Genomic DNA, 18,999 nt, shown 5'->3' with positions numbered 1-18,999 from the left:
GTTTGAAGTTAAGTACATCTTGTCGAGGCTTGATCTGTATGTGGAGGTGTCCTAACCGGAATTAAGACACGCTCCTTCCCCCAAATTTTTCTGACTTATTCTGGAAGTTTAAAGTCAGATACAGATTCACGTAATGCATCGGCCATGTTGGCAAGTTCAGATACCGAACGTGCCGTATCGAAGGTTGCAGTCGTTGTTTGTGAAGTAATTTCCTGTACAACGTTCATCGTCGTTGCAATATGACCCGCAGATGCAGCCTGAAGTTTTGCTGCATCGGAAATGTTCGCAATCAGTTTTGCAAGGTTATTCGATACGGTTTGAATCTCGTCTAGTGCCACACCGGCATCTTTAGACAGGTTCGCACCACGCACAACTTCGGCAGTAGTCTGTTCCATCGAAATTACAGCTTCGTTGGTATCGGTCTGAATAGTTTTTACCAGACCTTCAATCTGCTTGGTCGCAGATGCAGAACGTTCTGCCAGACGCTGTACTTCATCGGCAACCACGGCGAAACCACGGCCTGCTTCACCCGCCATAGACGCCTGAATTGCAGCGTTCAATGCCAGGATGTTGGTCTGGTCGGCAATATCGTTAATCAGTGCAACGATGTTACCAATCTCTTGAGAAGACTCACCCAAACGTTTAATACGTTTAGAGGTTTCCTGGATCTGTTCACGAATCGTATCCATACCCTCAATAGAACGATGTACAACGTCTGCACCATTTGCTGCAATTTGTACTGAACGTTCCGCAACGACAGCAGACTCTTCGGCGTTGGCAGATACCTGGTCAATCGACAGTGCCATTTCGTTAATCGCTGCAGATGCACCGGCAATCTCTTGTGCCTGGTGTTCAGATGCTTCGGCTAACTGGTTGGTAATGCTCTGAGTAGTTGCAGTATATTGTGCAACTTCCTGAGATGTTTCAGTAATACGCGATACTAGGTCACGTAATTGATCGATCGCGAAGTTAATCGAGTCAGCAATCGCACCAGTAAAGTCTTCAGATACCGTTGCATATGAACGTAAGTCACCATCTGCAAGGTCAGCAATTTCGTCAAGTAAACGAAGAATCGCATTCTGGTTACGGTCATATTCTTCTTGTAGACGAGTTACACGTTGTTTATCCGATGCACCACGTAATGAAAGCAAACGGAATACGCAAACAATGAAGCCAGCCAGGAAGGTAAGTAACAAAATTGCCGGAATAACTGTTTTTAAAGTTGAACCACCTGACAGTTTGTTCAGGTTATCTAATAGTTGGTCAGATTGAGAAAAAATAGATGCAGATGCCTGACGTACTTTTACAATCTGCGCTGAGTTTTTCAAAATTGTAGATGCAGCTGACTGTAATACATCATCATATTCAGCTTTAATACCTTCTAATGACTCACGTAAGTTCGGATCATCAATACGTTGTACACCCAGTTGTGCTGAACCATCTAACTGTGCATTTAAGTAAGCACCGAATGTTTCAGTATCCGAACTGAAGTCATCTGCAGACTCACGTGAACCATCTGTACCGGTTAACACCAAGCTGATCGAACGCAAGATACGTTCTGCAATGAATACCTGGTTTTTGGCAATAACCACCTGGTTCGACGGCATGTCCTGACGTGCCATCTGATCGACCATCAAGTTATATTCTGCCTGAATTCCTGGAATTGCTTCACCAATCGCGATGTTAGTATCGTAAAGTTGGTTAATGATTTTTTGTTGTGAAGAAATCAGGTCAATACTTGAAGATACTTCAGTCCATTGCTTGTCTACCGCTTGCAGGGCTTCATTATTCGAATGGATACTTTTTACTGTTTCCAGATTTTCAGCAAATGACTGCTGTGATTCGGTCAGATTCTTCATCGCCTCAGGCGTACCGGAAGCAGTAGCTTCAGTTGCTTGACGCGAAATGGTTTGTGAAAGTAGACGCAATTCACCCAAACTTTGTGTAAGTTCGTTGGCACGAGGAACGCTATAGAAAAGGTATAACAGCGTGATAGTTGCAGCTACGAGACAGCCAATTGCTCCGTAAATGAGTGGCTTAGACTTTTCACTATCCCCAAATACACGTGATAGCTGATCTGCTTGTGATTGAATCTTGGCTAAAAAAGCATTACCGCCGCTGCGGCTGTTACTCTCGCCTGTATTTTTCTTCTTAAGCTTAAAGCCCATAAAGCTTCTCCCCGAATTTACGCCCTTTTACTTTCGTGCGACAATTAATTTATAAATTTTATAGATGCATTCATGTATTTTGGATTTTGCAACAAACGACTGAATAAAAAGACATGCCACTGCTGATTATGCTGGTGGAAATACCCCTGACAATATTCCTGTAAATTTTTGTCTAATTCAGTTGTTTTAGAAAAGAAACTTTTCTTATTAAAGTGTTGAATCCCCAAAACCTGATCTACAACCAGGCCGACATACTGATCATTATGGTTAATGCATAATACTTTTTGAGTAGGTGAATACTGGCTTCTATGTCCAGACATGTATTGAGCCAGATCCGAGACTGAAAGCAGTCTGCCCCGAATATTTGCCAGTCCCACTACCCACGGCTGAGTATTGGGAACAGGTGTATATTTTGGCGGATAGATAACTTCCGATACTTCCCCGAGCGGAGCAACAAAATATTGCCCCATCATTTCAAAAGCAATGCCTGACCATCGGTTGACTTCGTTGTCATTGGAAACGTAGTTTTTGTTACCCCGTTTCGCAATCCGAAGCAGTTCGATAAATCCATTCGCTGCCATAGCGCTTATCCTGCATTGAGGTGTTGCTTAATCACATCAATTAACTGATTTTCATCTACAGGTTTGGTCAGATAATCTGCTGCACCCTGACGCTTACCCCATACACGGTCAGTTGCCTGATCCTTGGTACTTACAATGACAATTGGAATATGTTTGGTTGTTGCCCCACGAGCGATCTGACGTGTCGCCTGAAAACCGTTTACCCCTGGCATGACGACATCCATTAACACCAGATCAGGCAATTCTGCCTGCGCCATGGTCACCCCATCAGCCCCATTTGCTGCTTCAATCACGTCAAAGCCGTGCTTGGATAGAATTTCGCGGAAACGAAAAGTTTCGGTCGGTGAATCATCTACGATTAGAATACGTGGCATGCCAATTTCCCCAAGAAAAAATCAAATAAATTAAGCACTGATATGGTTGCGGATTGCGGTAAGCAACTCATCTTTGCTAAATGGCTTGGTGAGATATTCATCTGAACCTACCACACGGCCTTTGGCCTGATCGAACAAACCATCTTTACTCGATAGCATAATAACAGGAATGTTCTGATAACTTTGCGAGTTTTTAATTAAGGCACAAGTCTGATACCCATCAAGGCGAGGCATCATGATATCTACAAAAACGATGTCGGGATTTGCTTCTGCAATTTTTGACAATGCTTCAAAACCGTCTACTGCGGTAATGACTTCACAACCTTCACGCTGAAGAAGAGTTTCTGCTGTACGACGAATGGTTTTTGAATCATCAATGACCATCACTTTTAGATTTTGGAATTTATCGTCCATTTCTTACCCCTTCCCATTCAGAAACCATAAGCGACCACAGGCTTATAGCGGAATTTTATATAAGTGTCGATTATTTTTAACATACCTGTCCAGAGATTATCAACGAGCATTTTCTACACAAGTAGTCAAAAAATTATAATTTCAATAACGACTTCACACTTTCCCTGTTTCAATGATTTTTTTTTGAGTGGTAATAGTTTTTTATTGTCGGAATTAGGAATAATATACCAATATTATTACTTCTAATTAAGTAATTTAGTCAACTTTAAAAGAACTTTATTAGTAAACTTTTTTCGCGGAGCCGATAATGCGCCAGTTTGGGGAAAAACCTGCTTATATGGGTCAAAGAAAATCCATAATCAGGCAGACTGCTGTTTTAATGGTACTTATGCTGCAAACCATGTTGACTATTAGCCATGCATCTACAACAAATAACGTGCCTCAAAAAGCAAAATGGTATCGTTATTATGATCATAAGGGGGTAGCAAATATTAGCAGCAACGTGACCCCCAACCATATTCGTTATGGCTATGAAGCCCTAGATCAGAATATGCAGGTGATTCAGCGCGCCAAACCTTATAATGTTGAAGCAGATATTCGTCAGGCACCTCAACGCGCAGCACATGCCAGACAACAGGCAGAAGACCAGAAGTTAAAACGTGCCTATAATAATAGTCAGATTGCATTACAAAAAAAGAATGAAGTACTCTCTCAGCTGAAAAAGCAAATGGCTTTCCAACAAGAGCAACTTAAGCAGCTACAAAAAGATCGGATTATGTTTGTACGTCAGGAACGTGAATTTCTGCGTAAAGGTAAAAATGTACCTGAGCACCTAAAAAAAACCTTAGTTACCAATGAAAAAAACCTGACTGCACAAAAAGAAAATATTCAATCTTTACAAAGTCGCTATCGAAATCAGGAAGCAGAATACGACAGAATTATCCAGCGTTTAAAAGCGCTTGAATAATCTTTTATTCCTGATGCTGCTTCTGTGGTCAGCGCTATAAAAAGGATTCCTATGCACCCTGCACAGCATACTTATTTTTCGAAAAATAATACCAGTCGCTCTACTTTTGTCATGAGTCTGCTCTGTATGAGTCTGCTCTTAACTGCATGTAATAAACAAGAAACAGCTGATTCAACGCCATCAAAAAATCAAAACAATGTAGAACTGATTGCTCAAGACCTGATTGAGGTAAAGACAGGCAATGCTGTGCAAAAAACAGCATTTACCGGGACTATCCGTGCGGTAAATCAAAGTAGCATTCAGGCTCAGGTGACCGCTACAGCGACCAGTGTCAATGCTCAAGTCGGGCAACGCGTTCAGAAAGGTCAGGTGCTGGTTCGCCTAAATAATCAGGATAATGCTGCGCGTCTTGCACAGGCTCAGGCCAATCGTGCATCGGCTCAAGCACAGGCGAATCAGGCACGCCTCATGATGGAACGTAAGCAGCGCCTACTCAATCAAGGTTTTATTTCCAAAGCTGAATATGAACAAAGCCGTGTCGACTATCAAACACAATTAGAAAATGTTCGTGCACAACAGGCCAATGTCGATATTGCACAAAAGGCAGATCAGGATGGCATCATTAGCAGCCCGATTAGTGGGGTAATTACCCAACGTCAGGTTGAGCCAGGTCAGACTGTCGCTCCCGGTCAAACCATTTTTGAAATTGTCGATCCAGATCAACTGGAAATTCAGGCTAAAGTGCCGAGCGACATGCAGGCTGACCTGAAAACTGGCAGTAAAATTGAATACCGTATTCAGGGCAATCCAAACCTGCTTACTGCCAGTATCAGCCGGATTTCGCCTATTGCAGATCAGGCCAGTCGTCAGATTGAATTCTTTGCTCGTCCAAATGAAACCATTACTTCTTTAAGTATCGGCTCCTTTGTGGATGGCGAGATTCTCAGTGCTCGTCAGATTTCCGGACAACTGATTCCTCTGGATACTATTCGGGATATTCAGAATAAGCCTTATGTCTGGGCTGTTCGCCAGAATAAGATCATCAAAGTAAATGTGGATGTACTAGAACAGCGTTATAACGATAATCTTGCCGTCGTTCGCGGACTTGAAAGTAGTGATCGGATCAGTCGAATCAGCTTCACGGATGCCGATATTAATAAAACCGTCACCCTTGGCCAGAACTAAAATCATAAAAGGATTATCAAGATGTGGTTGACGCGTATTAGTGTGAAGTTTCCTGTATTTACCATCATGATGATGTTCTGTCTGATGGTACTGGGCCTCGCTTCTTGGCAACGTATGGGTGTGGAAGAGTTTCCAGATGTGGATTTCCCCTTTGTGGTGGTCTATACCAACTATCCAGGTGCTTCTCCTGAAACGGTTGAATCTGAGATCACCAAAAAACTGGAAGACCAGATCAATACCATTTCTGGCCTTAAGCAAGTGATTTCACAATCCAGTGAAGGCCTGTCGATGATTACGGCAGAATTTAACCTGGATGTACCATCAACCACTGCTGCACAGGATGTGAGAGATAAAATTGCGTCTGTTACTGCTGATTTTCGTGATGAAATTCAGGAACCCGTGGTTGAGCGTTATGACCCATCTGCCAATGCAGTCATGTCGATCGTATTTGAATCCAATAAAATGGATCTCAAATCATTAAGTTCTTATCTTGATCAACGTATTGTGCCGCAGCTACGTACTGTTCCCGGTGTGGGTACAGTCAACCTGCTCGGTGATGCCCAGCGTCAGATCCGTATTCAGGTTGAACCACAAAAATTACAAGCTTTTGGGATTGGTGTAGACAGTGTCATTAACACACTGAAATCTGAAAATGTTGAAGTTCCTGGTGGTACGCTGAAATCTGGCAATTCTGAGCTGGTGATTGAAATCAATTCCAAAGTGCTGCATCCACAAGCCTTTGGGGACCTGGTTATTGCCAATAAAAATGGTGCGCCTATTTTCCTGAAACAGGTTGCCAAGATTGAGGATAGTCAGGCCGAACTGGAAACAGGTGCTTTCCTGGATGGCAAGGCAGCAGTGGCTATCGATATTCTGCGTAGTTCTGACTCTAATGTTATTGAAGTTGTCGATGAAACTTATAAAACTTTAGAAAGCATTAAAGCCCAGCTCCCGCAAGGTACGACCTTGCAAGTGGTGGTCGATTCCTCCAAAAGCATTCGTGGAACGATTGGCGATGTGGCACGAACCATCATTGAAGGGGCTGTGCTTGCAGTACTGATCGTATTGCTATTTTTAGGTTCTTTCCGTTCTACTGTCATTACTGGCCTTACTCTACCGATTGCCCTGCTTGGTACCTTAACCTTTATCTGGGCCTTTGGTTTCACCATCAATATGATGACGCTGCTGGCACTTTCGCTCAGTATTGGTCTGTTGATTGATGATGCCATTGTGGTCCGGGAAAATATTGTACGTCACAGTGATATGGGCAAAGACCATGTCACTGCCGCTCTGGATGGCACCAAAGAAATTGGTCTGGCTGTTCTCGCCACAACTCTGACCATTGTTGCGGTATTTTTACCCGTTGCTTTTATGGGCGGTATTATTGGTCGTTTCTTCTTCCAGTTTGGCGTCGCGGTAAGTACCGCTGTGCTGATTTCCATGTTTGTCAGCTTTACCCTAGATCCAATGCTGTCTGCGCATTGGGCAGAGCGTAAAAAGGATCCAAATAAAAAACCCAACGCGGTAAAACGCTTTTTTACATGGATTTCCAATAAGCTCGATGGCTTAAGCGATGTCTACGAGAAATTACTCAAACTGGCACTGCGTTTTAGATTAATCACGATTCTGATTGCGGTTGCGTCTCTATTCGGAGCTCTCGGACTGTCCAAATTGATTGGTACCGAATTTGTACCTGTGCCAGACAAAGGTGAAATCCGGATTAAATTTGAAACTCCGGTTGATTCATCTCTGGAATATTCTCAGGCCAAACTCCAGCAAGTTGATCAGATCATCCGTAAACACCCGGATGTACGTGCGACTTATGGCGTCATTAATGGGGTTACCGATCGGGGCAAAAACCATGTCAGTCTGCGCGTTACCGTGACACCACGGACTGAACGTGAAAAAACCCTGAACGACCTTAACAATGAATTCCGTGAGCGCTTGCAATCTGTAGGCGGGATTACCATTACTTCAGTCGCCTCTGCAGACGAAACTGTTTCTGGTGGACAAAAGCCCATCATGATATCTATTAAAGGGCCAGATCTGGATGAATTACAAAAAATTTCTGACCGCTTTATGGCAGAGATTAGCAAAGTAGAGGGTGTGGTTGACCTTGAAAGTTCATTGAAAGAACCCAAGCCTACTCTGAGTGTACAGGTCAATCGTGTACTGGCAAGTGATCTTGGTCTTTCAGTCAATCAGATTGCCAATGTCATACGTCCATTAATTGCTGGTGATGATGTCACCTCCTGGCAAGATGAAAAAGGTGAAACTTATGACGTGAATCTACGCCTGACGGAAGATAAACGTACTCTACCAAGTGACTTACAAAATATGTATCTCACATCAAATAAGACCGATGCGAATGGTCAACCAATCATGGTTCCCCTCTCAAGTGTGACAAAATTTGAGGAAAAACTTGGAGCATCCCAGATTAACCGCCGTGATCTGGCGCGTGAAGTACTGGTAGAAGCCAATACAGCTGGTCGTCCTGCAGGTGATATCGGTACGGACATTAGCAAGGTACAGGCTGATTTTGACTTACCACCCGGCTATAGTTTTGATACCCAAGGTTCGAATGCGGATATGGCTGAATCTGCAGGTTATGCACTGACAGCGATAACTCTATCGATCGTGTTCATTTATATTGTACTCGGTTCACAGTTCAACAGCTTTATTCACCCAGCTGCGATCATGGCTTCGTTGCCCTTATCCTTGATTGGTGTATTCCTAGCCCTGTTCCTGTTTAACTCGACCATGAACCTGTTCTCTATTATCGGGATCATTATGTTGATGGGTCTAGTGACCAAAAATGCTATCCTGCTGATTGACTTCATCAAGAAAGCCATGGACCGTGGTGAAGATCGCTATGAAGCCATTATCGCTTCCGGTAAAACCCGTTTACGTCCAATCCTGATGACAACGAGTGCCATGGTCATGGGTATGGTTCCTTTGGCACTTGGACTCGGTGAAGGTGGTGAACAGAGTGCACCTATGGCACATGCGGTGATTGGTGGGGTGATCACCTCCACCCTGCTGACCTTAGTCGTTGTTCCAGTCATCTTTACTTATTTAGATGACTTTAAAAATTTTATGCTGCGCCATACACGTAAAATCATGTCATAATTTATTGCATAACAGTGGGGTGACATTCTGAAATGTTCACCTCATTTTTTATTGTATAATCTCTGCTTTAACGCTTAATTTTTTAGGACAGTTTCCATGCGCGCGAGTCGCTTTTTATTTGCAACGTTGAGAGAAACCCCGAACGATGCTGAAGTTATTTCACATCAGCTAATGCTTCGTGCTGGTATGATTCGTAAGTTGGCTTCAGGTTTATATACCTGGCTGCCGATGGGCGTTCGCGTATTAAATAAAGTTGAAGCGATCGTTCGCGAAGAAATGGATCGTGCTGGTTCATTACAGGTGTTGATGCCGGTAACTCAGCCTGCTTCACTTTGGGAAGAATCTGGCCGTTATGTTCAATATGGTCCTGAACTGCTTCGTTTCAAAGACCGTCATACCAATGATTTCGTACTTGGTCCTACACACGAAGAAGTCATTACTGATCTTGCGCGCAATGAGTTAAAAAGCTACAAGCAATTGCCTGCCAATTTCTATCAAGTACAGACTAAATTCCGGGACGAAATTCGTCCACGTTTTGGTGTAATGCGTTCACGTGAATTCATCATGAAAGATGCATATTCTTTCCATGCGGATCAGGAATCACTACAAGAAACTTACGACAAGATGTATGATGCGTACTGCAAGATCTTTACTCGTTTAGGTTTAAATTTCCGTCCAGTACAGGCGGATACCGGTTCAATCGGTGGTTCAGGTTCTCACGAATTCCACGTCCTAGCTTCAAGCGGCGAAGATGACATCGCATTCTCGACTGAATCGGATTATGCAGCCAACATCGAAATGGCTGAAGCAGTTCTGGTTGGTGAACGCGCTGCACCCGCTCAAGAATTAAAAGTTGTTGACACGCCAAATCAGAAAACCATTGCTGATGTATCAAATTTCCTTGGTACTGATCCTGCGCATTCAGTAAAGGCATTACTGGTTCAAGGCGTTGCAGCTGAAGAAGGTAAAGCAGCTCCTGTCGTTGCCCTGTTCCTTCGTGGTGACCATGAACTGAATGAAATTAAAGCCGAAAAGCATCCAAAAATTGCTGCGCCTTTGGCTTTTGCTACTGAAGCTCAACTTGCTGAACTAGGTTTGACTGCTGGTTTTGTAGGTCCGCAAGGTTTAGTAGAAAAAGGCCTAACAGTAATCGTTGACCGTGCTGCTTCTGTACTGTCTGACTTTGTTGCAGGTGCAAACGAAGCAGACAAGCACTCAACTGGCGTGAACTGGGAACGTGATGCGCAGTTTAGCGAAGTTTATGACCTGCGTAATGTGGTTGAAGGCGATCCTTCTCCAGATGGTAAAGGTACACTTCAAATCAAACGTGGTATCGAAGTAGGTCATATCTTCCAGTTAGGCAAAAAATACTCTGAAGCTTTAGGCTGTAAAGTCTTAGGTGAAGATGGCAAACCATTCACTGTAACGATGGGTTGTTATGGTATCGGTGTGACACGTGTCGTAGCATCTGCAATTGAACAGAATTACGATGAAAAAGGTATCATCTGGCCAGCTGCAATTGCACCATTTGAAGTTGCCATTGTGCCGATGAATGCGCACAAATCACCGCGTACTTTAGAAGCTGCTGAAGCGCTTTATGCAGAGCTTCAAGCTGCAGGTTATGACGTACTACTGGATGATCGTAATGAACGTCCAGGGGTAAAATTCTCTGACCTTGAGCTAACTGGTATTCCACACCGTATCGTGATTGGTGAAAAAGGTCTAGATGCAGGCACTTTTGAATACAAAGGTCGCCGTGATGCTGAATCAGTCAACCTTTCTAAAGAAGAGTTATTAGTAAAAATTGCAAAATAATTTTTTTCTGAATATAAAAAAATCCCGCGAAATGCGGGATTTTTTTATATTGTATTAGCAGAATTTGTGTCCACCGAAACAGTTAGATGTAACCGACTGGTTCTGCAAGACCTGATTTTGTAAGGTTAATCGCGCAGGCTGTCCAGTATAATATCCTGTATAGGCGCCAACATTGATATTCATTTTTCGTTCAATTGGGGTGCCTGCTAAAGAACCCAGCGCTTCAATCACTGATACATCTACATTATGATAACTTGCCATCAGCTCAGTAGTCAGTGCTTTAGCAACTTGTGGCAATACAGCAGACACATCTACCAAATCTTTTGTTTCTAAGTATCCCAAGTCAATTGGATCTTTAAACGACATCCACCATCCTGCTTTTGCTATATCTTTATCGTCAGCGCCCAACCACTGCACATCACGGCTTTGCAAAGACAGATATCCACCTGTACCGGATAATGGAATGTTATGAATCATATTTAAGGCTTGAACAAAGGTAATATCCATATTCAAGTTTTCTAAGGTTGATCCTTTTGCCATCTTAAAGAATGAGTGATCTCCGACCTCAATACTCCCTAATGAAATTAGAGCAGGAAACGTGACATATAGCTGGTCTTTAGAAAAGTCTGGTGTACCATTTACGTCAGGCCCATAAGAACCACTCTCTGATGCAGCAAGTGGAATAGATGTTAAAGTAGAACGAATACCAGAAACAACTGCTGAGTTAAGACGCTTACCTGTTACGACTGTTTCTGGCATCACAAAATCTGCACGCATCGAAGGTACAGTAATTCCAGTATGGCCTTCAGCACCAGGTTTACTGGTATAAGTACGGTCTTGTCCTAAAGCGGTTAATGTACCACTAATTTTCTGATCTGATGCATTACCAAAGGTTGCAGCCTTAGTATAGGAGTGACCTTCAGTTTGAGCCATTTTCATATAACCACTGAAGCTTTTAATTCCATCTTTTGGATCTGGAATATTGTCCGTACCTAAGGTCAGTAAGCCTAAAATTTCTTCTGCACCTAGACGAAAACCCACAACTTCACGTGTAGCTGTCTGATTACCACTGATTGCAAACTCAATAAATGGATTGGTAATTTGAGCACTGGTTGCAGCACGCTCACCTGTAAAACTTGGAGAGCCATCGGTCTTTTGCCCTGTTGCTGGACCACTTAATGATATATTGGAAATATCAATATCACAGGCATTTGCACCATTCATCCCACCACAGCCCAATTGGAGACTTTTAATATTAACATTAAGTTCCATTAATGCTTCTAGGCCTAGTTTATGAAACTTGATACCTTGCCCTGAATCATAATTAGTCTGCATATTTAAAAGAGCTTGGCCTTCTACTGCTGCTAGTTCCTGATCCGCTAAAGCAGTTAGAGCAATCCCTTGCTGTGATGTTGCTAGTATTGCAAATGCAAGACTGCTCATTATTATTTTTTTCATCTTATAATCCCATGAAGTATCAGTTACTCAATTTAGAACAATAATCCATTAACATTTCATTATTTATCTTACTTACCAGTATGTGACATAGCACACTTCTGTAAGAAGATGACCCTTTTAACGTGGCGTTATTCCTAAAGTACTACGCATCGTTCCACCTGTTAACGCAATTGATGCCATATTCTGCATAGTATTATTAGTGGTCATTGCGAAATTGGTTCTAAATGGGGTTGCCAGATCCTTAGTATAATTCAAGTCAATCTGACTATCCAAGGTCACTGTATCTGTACTTAATTTAACTTTTGTATTAAAACCTAAATTTCCTTCCAGACTGTTCAAAGTTAATGCTGAACTTTGTACAACCTGACCATTTTCACCAATATCTTTGTTGATTAAACTAAAATAACTACCTACATAATTCTCATCATTACGTTGCGCAGCAGTTAAATCTTTAAATTTGAAATTACCTTTCAATCCAAGGAAGTTACTATCAGGATCAGCAGGAGTCGGATCTACTCCTGGAATAATGCGTAGTTCACCTGAACCATCTAGTTTTAAAGCAATCGTAGTCAAAACATCATCAGGTTTTGAGAAGCTATCGTTAGCAACTACAGCACCACATAGCGCAGATCCTGAAGTACAGTTATATTTTGAACCAGGCAATTGGCCAATGGCTAATTCCGCTTGTGCTGCAATTAATAAATCATCTGCACGAATATATAGTCCACTATCTTCATAGCTAATCACACCTTCAGCTTGAATCAGAGCATCAATGTTACGTAAACCAGCATAATAATTCACAGCTTCGCCATGTACGCCATTTTGACCATCAATTAAAAGAATAGAGGTGGTACTTGGCAAACCCGTTTTAGCATCAATACCATAACCCTCGGTTGATGCAAGAACATTGTAAGCTATCCCCTGTTTACCATTATAAGTTGTACCGGTCAAAGCTACATTGGCATTCAGGTTATAGACTGGAATACCTATACCCCAAGAACCACCATCGCCTGTAAGAGCGGCAATCGAATTGTCTGAAATAAAGCGCGCTTTACTGGCGATTGACTGAAAGTCCATGCCACGTACTGCTATAAAGGCATAATTTTCAGTAGACTTTAGATTTTGCTTACGAATATGATCATTCTGCATTAAGGTATTTTTTAAATTTTCATTTATCAGAAAATCTAAGCTTTTACCTGAAATCGTATTGACATAAATATCACCAAAATCAATATAAGCATTTTGCTGCTTTGTAAGTGCCCTTAAATTAGAAAACTCAATTGCATAACTTCCTTTCCCTGTATGACCTATTTCTAATGTTGTTGGTGTATTTTGGCTATTGGACGCATTGGTGAAATCAGTGGATATACCCAAATGCAAGCCACCAGTATTGGTGATATTTTCATAACCTGTTAAAGCATTGTAAGTCTGACCATTGGTATTGACTCCAAATTTAGTAATATTAGACTGATTACCATTCATAAATATTTTTGCGTTGGTTATATCGCCTGATGCGCCCATACGCATAATATTTTTGACTACTGCTTTAGAAGTTGCATCTTGTTGGGTTACATAACGCAAATCCAGATTTATACCAGGATTAGTAGCGCCAGAACGTCCCGCTGCCACATCAGTGTTATCAGCAACACGTCCTAAATGCACAATATTAGTTTCACTATTAATACTCGGTTTTTCTGCAGTATTGTATGTACTTAGGACAATACCTTCATGCTGGTTTACAGACATATATCCAAAACCAGAGAAGTTAAAATTAAAGTCTTTTAATAGGGTTTTATTATTCCCTAAGGCATGACTTATATTCGCATTTTGCAATTGAAAATCTAGATAAGCGAGCTCTTTACTGTTAAATAGCCCTGCTTGTGTTTCTAAAAGCATTTTTATTGGAGAGTTGGTTTGTATACCCAACTTACCCAAGCTACTTACATTTGCCACATTCCGATTGATAGCATGACACGTTGCTTCACTACAGTTTTTTTCAACAATATTTAAGTTTGCCTCTGCATTAAATGGATCAACACTAAATGCCAGCCTGATCCCTGTGCCGACCTCTGTTGCACCTACATCAAGATGTAATTGGCTCACTATAGGATTGTTATTAACACCTAATACATTTACTTGATGCAGCCCCAAACCTCTTTGTACATTCTGATCACCGGTAGGATCAAGCCAGTTGGCTTGTTCAATGTACACTTTTGAAACTTCGTGGGTAAGGCTAAGCCCGTCTTGACCTGTAACTTGTCCTAAGTCCTGATCTTGGATAGCCTCTAAAGCATAGGTTTGTTGTGCCAAAAATACACATACAGTGAGGAGTTTTAATTGCATTTTTTTTGTTTTCATATTGATATCCTTATCCTTCACTTAAGATTTTAGCAACGGCTTTGTGCCCCACCTGAGCAGTTATAGCTAAAGATTTTCAATTTTCCAGACATATGCATATTGCCATGCACATTGAGCCCCATAAAACCTTTTTCTTGTCCAAGATCAAATTGAGGAACTGCTTTTTCTGCAGTTGTAATGTTTCCGTTAATATCGGTAATTTTTTCTACGTATGTGTCATATTTATCGACATTTAAATAACCTTCTTCTTTATTATCTGCCTCGTCTGTAGTCCCTGTTTCAACCGCTAAGGTACTAAACCCAAGATTACGTATTTTAAGCGGACTTTCATCATAAAAAGTGACTTGCATCGCAGCTTGGGGAATATTCCGATAATTAATGATAGTAGCGCCATCTATAGAAAAACGGTCAATTTGCAAGGTACCCTGAATATCTTTAAAAACCAGCCATTTCTTATTGCCATCCTCATCCACATGATTATTAGGTGAAATAGCCAAACGACAGAACAGATTATCTGTACCACATGAATTTGCATCAAAATCGTAATATACAGTTGCAATGCCGTTTTCAATTCCATGAATATTTTTAAGATTTGGGTTAGTAGCATATCGATGATTTAAAGAAAAGGTCCAACTTAGGTCTGCCCCCCCTTGTCCAACTACCTCTTTCATTTCTTGTTGATTTAAATTCACTAAATTGGCATAGCTAGATAACGATACACACATCAAGGTCGCTAAGGTCATTTTCTTTAACATGGCTAACTCCCTTTATAGTCCTGTCGTTTTAATTTTTAGATGTTGGATCAGCACCCCATCAATTGCCACTGAACCAAAGTTTTTAAACTCGGTTCCATTTGCTGCGGTGCTCTTGAACATAATTCCCGTCGCATTGTCGCCTTTATTTGCATCTAAAAGGTTGCCTGGCAGATGATCTACAGTACCAATTGAAATACTACTGTGAGTTGCATTCCGCCCTTGATATTTTGCGACCGTATCCCGATCATTGGCTTTAATTGCTGTGCCACAGGTATACACATTACAGGTAGACCCTTCTAGGCTGCTGGTTCCTAAGTATTCAGTCAGACCATATTGTGTGTTATAGGCAGTATCACCCGGTTTAAAATTACTACTCTTATAATTCTGGTAGATTTTATTGTAAATTTCTGGAATATCTGGAATACGGGTAACCTCCAAAATAATATTATTACCTTCTGAACCTACTACAAAAGGCTGATACATATTACCGAGGACAAGATTGATATTAGGACTATATAAATACAAGCCTTCCTGTTCTTCAAAAATTGGGGCTGGTGTACCTCGCACCATAGCAGGTGTAACGACCGTGTTATCTTCGTTTTCAACTGCTGAGCTAATACGAATACCACGTGCATCCAGATTTGAATCAAGTTTACTCAATGTCGCTGGATTATCATTGGTATTCAAACGTAATAATGCGGCTAAGCCTAGGGTCTTATTATAGTTTGCATCATTTGATTCAGCTGTTTGGAATAAACGGACTTGCGAACCATTTAGACTTAAGCCATTGGCCACCACTTGCATACGTAGTCGTTGATCTAACTCTAAACCTGAAGTCGGTGCACCTGTTGCTGGATCAATCTGGTTGCTTGAATCCAGACTTCTAGAAAAGATATCCGTCCAGAAACCTAGTTTTATATTGTTGTCATCTGCAGTCGCATATTGAGGGATCAATGCCAATGGTGCTTCTAGTGCTAGATAACCGATGTTTTTATCTGCATTTTTAAACTGTTTAACTCTCTCTGTACCTGCACGGAATAACCAAGGGTTTTCAGCTGAACCCCAGTTAAACCCTTCATTGCTATAACGTGTGCTTAATGAGCCATCACTTTTAGATAATGCCAGACCGTATATAAAAACATCTGCCTTGGTCTTTAAGGATTTGACCGGGGAATTTGCTGCCGCCTGTAATGCGCTGGCTTCAGCAGCCGCAATAATTAATGCCAAGATTTGTTGCGTTGCTGCGTCTGCAGCATCTTCAGCGAGCTGAGTGGCATTATATTTTGCACGTAACTCTGCAGCAAGACGCTCTCGAGTAATTTCATTAGAAATCAGACTATTAACTGTTGCAGTAATTTGATCGGATCTGACGAAGTTAGTTAGACTTTTATAAAATGTCGAATTTGTAAGGTCACTATTAGCAGTCAATGCACCTGGACCATAAAGTAAATTAATCATTTCATAGGTATTACCCAATGCATAGTCTTTAGCTTTTTGTTCTAATTCTAAAATACCTGTAGGATCATTACTTACAGGCAGCATTCTGTGTGAAGTTGTACCATCTTTTTTTAAAGATGCAGGTGTCGATCCATCCAGTCCCCATGTCCCATTTCGATAATCTGCAAGACGTTGTGTATAGTATTGTTGCATAATAGGAGTCTTGAGCAGTGCTTCACGTGTTTCTAATAAAAAAGTTTCTCTTTTTGCCTCAGCATCAGTCTCGATATTAGCGCTATAACTTGTTAATAATGTAGAATATTGCGAATTATAAGTGGTGTCATAAGTATTTTTATACAACGTATTATAATTACGATCTGCTTTCCCCTGTAATACACTTTTATTGTAAGTATCCGCATAGACACGGTCATAGGCACGCTGTCCTAACTGGGTATAGTTTTCCCCTGTAGGAATAATGCGAATGAAACCTGTATCTGCTTGACCAGGATTATCAATGTCACGGGTATAACTAGAGCCTGCCGATACATCATTCGGTGCCTGAAATACCATTTTGAAATCATTTAGAGTAAGTGCGATCCCTTCCCCTGTCGTATCTGCTAAAGATTCATCCGATAACTGCTGCAAAGCATAGGTAGAAGGCATGCATAACAAACTCACCATGCTTGCTAAACACGATTTTTTAAAGATGGAATGTTTACCGTTCAAAATCATCTTCACTGTCCTTTTATTATCAGATGCTCCGCATCTTTATCTTTCAGCTTCCCAGCTGCAATTTCTATTTTTGAATGATGCATCGTGCATCTTTTAATTAGATTTCTGCATCCATTATGCTTATTTTCCATTCAGATGCAAAAAGCAAAGTGCTGAATAGTCAAGTTTCCGATGAATGAAAACTCAAAAAAATAAACGGGACCTTAAGCCCCGTTTATTCAATACTTTAAACTAATTATGCTTTTGGCAAAGTCACACCAGTCTGGCCCTGATACTTACCGCCGCGGTCTTTGTATGAAGTTTCACAAACTTCATCAGATTCAAAGAACAGCATCTGTGCTACCCCTTCACCCGCATAGATACGTGCAGGAAGGTTCGTCGTATTGGAGAACTCAAGGGTGACATGACCTTCCCACTCTGGTTCAAGTGGAGTCACATTCACAATAATACCGCAACGCGCATAGGTAGATTTACCTAGACAAACAGTCAGTACATTACGTGGAATACGGAAATATTCTACAGTACGTGCAAGCGCAAATGAGTTAGGCGGGATGATACATACATCAGATTCGATGTCGATAAAGCTTTTTTCATCGAAGTGTTTCGGATCTACAATTGCAGAATGCACATTGGTAAATACCTTGAATTCACGTGCACAACGAACATCATAACCATAGCTTGATACACCATAAGAAATGAGTTTTTCACCATTTTCATCAAAACGAACCTGGTTCTCTGCATAGGGTTCGATCATGCCATGCTTTTCGCTCATTTCGCGAATCCAGCGATCAGACTTAATTGCCATTGGTACTAATCCAAAAATCTTAAATTCAGTTATTGCGACGTACTTTAACTGAAATTCACCTCAATGAAAATAAGTGTTCTTTCTTGATGCTACTTTGAAATTTTAATAAGATTTTTTGAGTGAAGTTACAGACTCATAATCGCTGAATAACTCAGCGGTACAGAAAAGCTCATCAGTACCAATGATGCGGTCTTTTGCATATTTTTTTGGTTGAGCCAGCGATTATTATTACGACCCAGTAAAGTACCGAAGAATGTCCATAAAACTGCAATTGGAATTAATAGTCCTATAAACATCAGCATATGTACGACATAGTAATAACTGTTCTGCCATGCAATTACGGGGAAAATTGCCGATGCAAACAATAAGGCCTTAGGGTTCAGTAAAGTTGCTAAAAATAGCTCTCTGGCACGAATAGTGAATTGACTTAAACTGTCAGCAACTTCTGCTGTACGCCATAATCTGATTGCCAAATAGAGAATATAACAGGCGCTAAATAATTTCAGGATATTCGGTAAAGCTGGCAGATGGGTTGAAATCTTGCCAATCAGGATTCCCCAAAAACTGATCGCAAGCAGATAGCCTAACGCTTCAGCAGGAATAAGATAAAATGATTTCCTAAAACCTGCATGGATCCCGGAAGATGCCAATAAGGTATTGGTTGGGCCTGGAGTCAATAAAATTGTGACTACTAAACCAATAAATAACCAAGAAATCATGGGTTGACCTCGCTGTAATGCTTGCAGCATAGATCAGAATATTTTTACCTGCAAAATCTTATTTGTAAGAAGAATTATAATTTTTTGGAATGATTTAAATTA

14 protein-coding genes are annotated in these 18,999 nt (G+C 41.2%); 4 read left to right on the top strand and 10 right to left on the bottom strand.

The genetic code is table 11. The features are described 5' to 3' along the window. Nucleotides 1-95: 95 nt before the first annotated feature. The 4 genes from FSC11_RS03670 to pilG are packed head-to-tail and all read right to left on the bottom strand — an operon-like array spanning nucleotide 96 to nucleotide 3,537. Nucleotides 96-2,168, bottom strand: coding sequence for a methyl-accepting chemotaxis protein (locus FSC11_RS03670; protein WP_163165237.1), 2,073 nt, complete (start codon nucleotides 2,166-2,168; stop codon nucleotides 96-98). 44 nt (nucleotides 2,169-2,212) lie between these two features. Continuing rightward, entirely contained in the window at nucleotides 2,213-2,749 is a 537-nt protein-coding gene (locus tag FSC11_RS03665) for a chemotaxis protein CheW (RefSeq protein ID WP_004814765.1), read from the bottom strand. 5 nt (nucleotides 2,750-2,754) lie between these two features. Beyond that, complete coding sequence (locus FSC11_RS03660) at nucleotides 2,755-3,123, bottom strand: response regulator (RefSeq protein ID WP_004814764.1); 369 nt, start codon at nucleotides 3,121-3,123, stop codon at nucleotides 2,755-2,757. A gap of 30 nt (nucleotides 3,124-3,153) precedes the next feature. Continuing rightward, the gene (pilG, locus tag FSC11_RS03655) at nucleotides 3,154-3,537 is read right to left on the bottom strand and encodes a twitching motility response regulator PilG (protein WP_004814763.1); all 384 of its coding nucleotides are present in this window, start codon (nucleotides 3,535-3,537) and stop codon (nucleotides 3,154-3,156) included. Between the two features lie 307 nt (nucleotides 3,538-3,844). Here pilG and FSC11_RS03650 point away from each other — a divergent pair, with 307 nt between their 5' ends. The 4 genes from FSC11_RS03650 to FSC11_RS03635 all read left to right on the top strand — a co-directional run bounded on the left by FSC11_RS03650 (nucleotide 3,845) and on the right by FSC11_RS03635 (nucleotide 10,633). Beyond that, nucleotides 3,845-4,504 carry a hypothetical protein gene (locus FSC11_RS03650; protein WP_071321157.1) on the top strand — a complete coding sequence of 220 codons (660 nt, stop codon included), beginning with the start codon at nucleotides 3,845-3,847 and terminating at the stop codon, nucleotides 4,502-4,504. 51 nt (nucleotides 4,505-4,555) lie between these two features. After that, nucleotides 4,556-5,689 (top strand): efflux RND transporter periplasmic adaptor subunit, encoded by a 1,134-nt coding sequence (locus FSC11_RS03645; RefSeq protein ID WP_163165235.1) that lies wholly within the window; start codon nucleotides 4,556-4,558, stop codon nucleotides 5,687-5,689. Between the two features lie 21 nt (nucleotides 5,690-5,710). Further along, a complete protein-coding gene (locus FSC11_RS03640; RefSeq protein ID WP_163165233.1) occupies nucleotides 5,711-8,818 on the top strand; it encodes an efflux RND transporter permease subunit in 3,108 nt (1,035 codons plus the stop codon). 96 nt (nucleotides 8,819-8,914) lie between these two features. After that, a complete protein-coding gene (locus FSC11_RS03635) occupies nucleotides 8,915-10,633 on the top strand; it encodes a proline--tRNA ligase (RefSeq protein WP_163165231.1) in 1,719 nt (572 codons plus the stop codon). A gap of 54 nt (nucleotides 10,634-10,687) precedes the next feature. Here the strand turns inward: FSC11_RS03635 and FSC11_RS03630 are convergent, their stop codons facing one another. The 6 genes from FSC11_RS03630 to FSC11_RS03605 form a co-directional block, all read right to left on the bottom strand. After that, the gene (locus tag FSC11_RS03630; protein WP_163165229.1) at nucleotides 10,688-12,091 is read right to left on the bottom strand and encodes a hypothetical protein; all 1,404 of its coding nucleotides are present in this window, start codon (nucleotides 12,089-12,091) and stop codon (nucleotides 10,688-10,690) included. A 117-nt stretch (nucleotides 12,092-12,208) separates the two neighbouring features. After that, nucleotides 12,209-14,449 (bottom strand): DUF6160 family protein, encoded by a 2,241-nt coding sequence (locus FSC11_RS03625; protein ID WP_163165227.1) that lies wholly within the window; start codon nucleotides 14,447-14,449, stop codon nucleotides 12,209-12,211. A gap of 29 nt (nucleotides 14,450-14,478) precedes the next feature. Beyond that, entirely contained in the window at nucleotides 14,479-15,204 is a 726-nt protein-coding gene (locus FSC11_RS03620; RefSeq protein WP_005223035.1) for a hypothetical protein, read from the bottom strand. 12 nt (nucleotides 15,205-15,216) lie between these two features. Beyond that, complete coding sequence (locus FSC11_RS03615) at nucleotides 15,217-17,373, bottom strand: hypothetical protein (RefSeq protein ID WP_163165225.1); 2,157 nt, start codon at nucleotides 17,371-17,373, stop codon at nucleotides 15,217-15,219. 235 nt (nucleotides 17,374-17,608) lie between these two features. Then, nucleotides 17,609-18,178: a dCTP deaminase gene (gene dcd, locus FSC11_RS03610; RefSeq protein WP_004814752.1), complete on the bottom strand. Its 570-nt coding sequence runs from the start codon at nucleotides 18,176-18,178 to the stop codon at nucleotides 17,609-17,611. Between the two features lie 125 nt (nucleotides 18,179-18,303). Then, nucleotides 18,304-18,897 carry a LysE family translocator gene (locus FSC11_RS03605; protein WP_004814751.1) on the bottom strand — a complete coding sequence of 198 codons (594 nt, stop codon included), beginning with the start codon at nucleotides 18,895-18,897 and terminating at the stop codon, nucleotides 18,304-18,306. Nucleotides 18,898-18,999 lie beyond the last annotated feature (102 nt).

The organism is Acinetobacter schindleri (assembly GCF_010918895.1).
GTDB lineage: Bacteria > Pseudomonadota > Gammaproteobacteria > Pseudomonadales > Moraxellaceae > Acinetobacter > Acinetobacter schindleri.
Note: the sequence above shows the minus strand (reverse complement) of the source record. Positions and strands in the feature narration are given on the sequence as shown.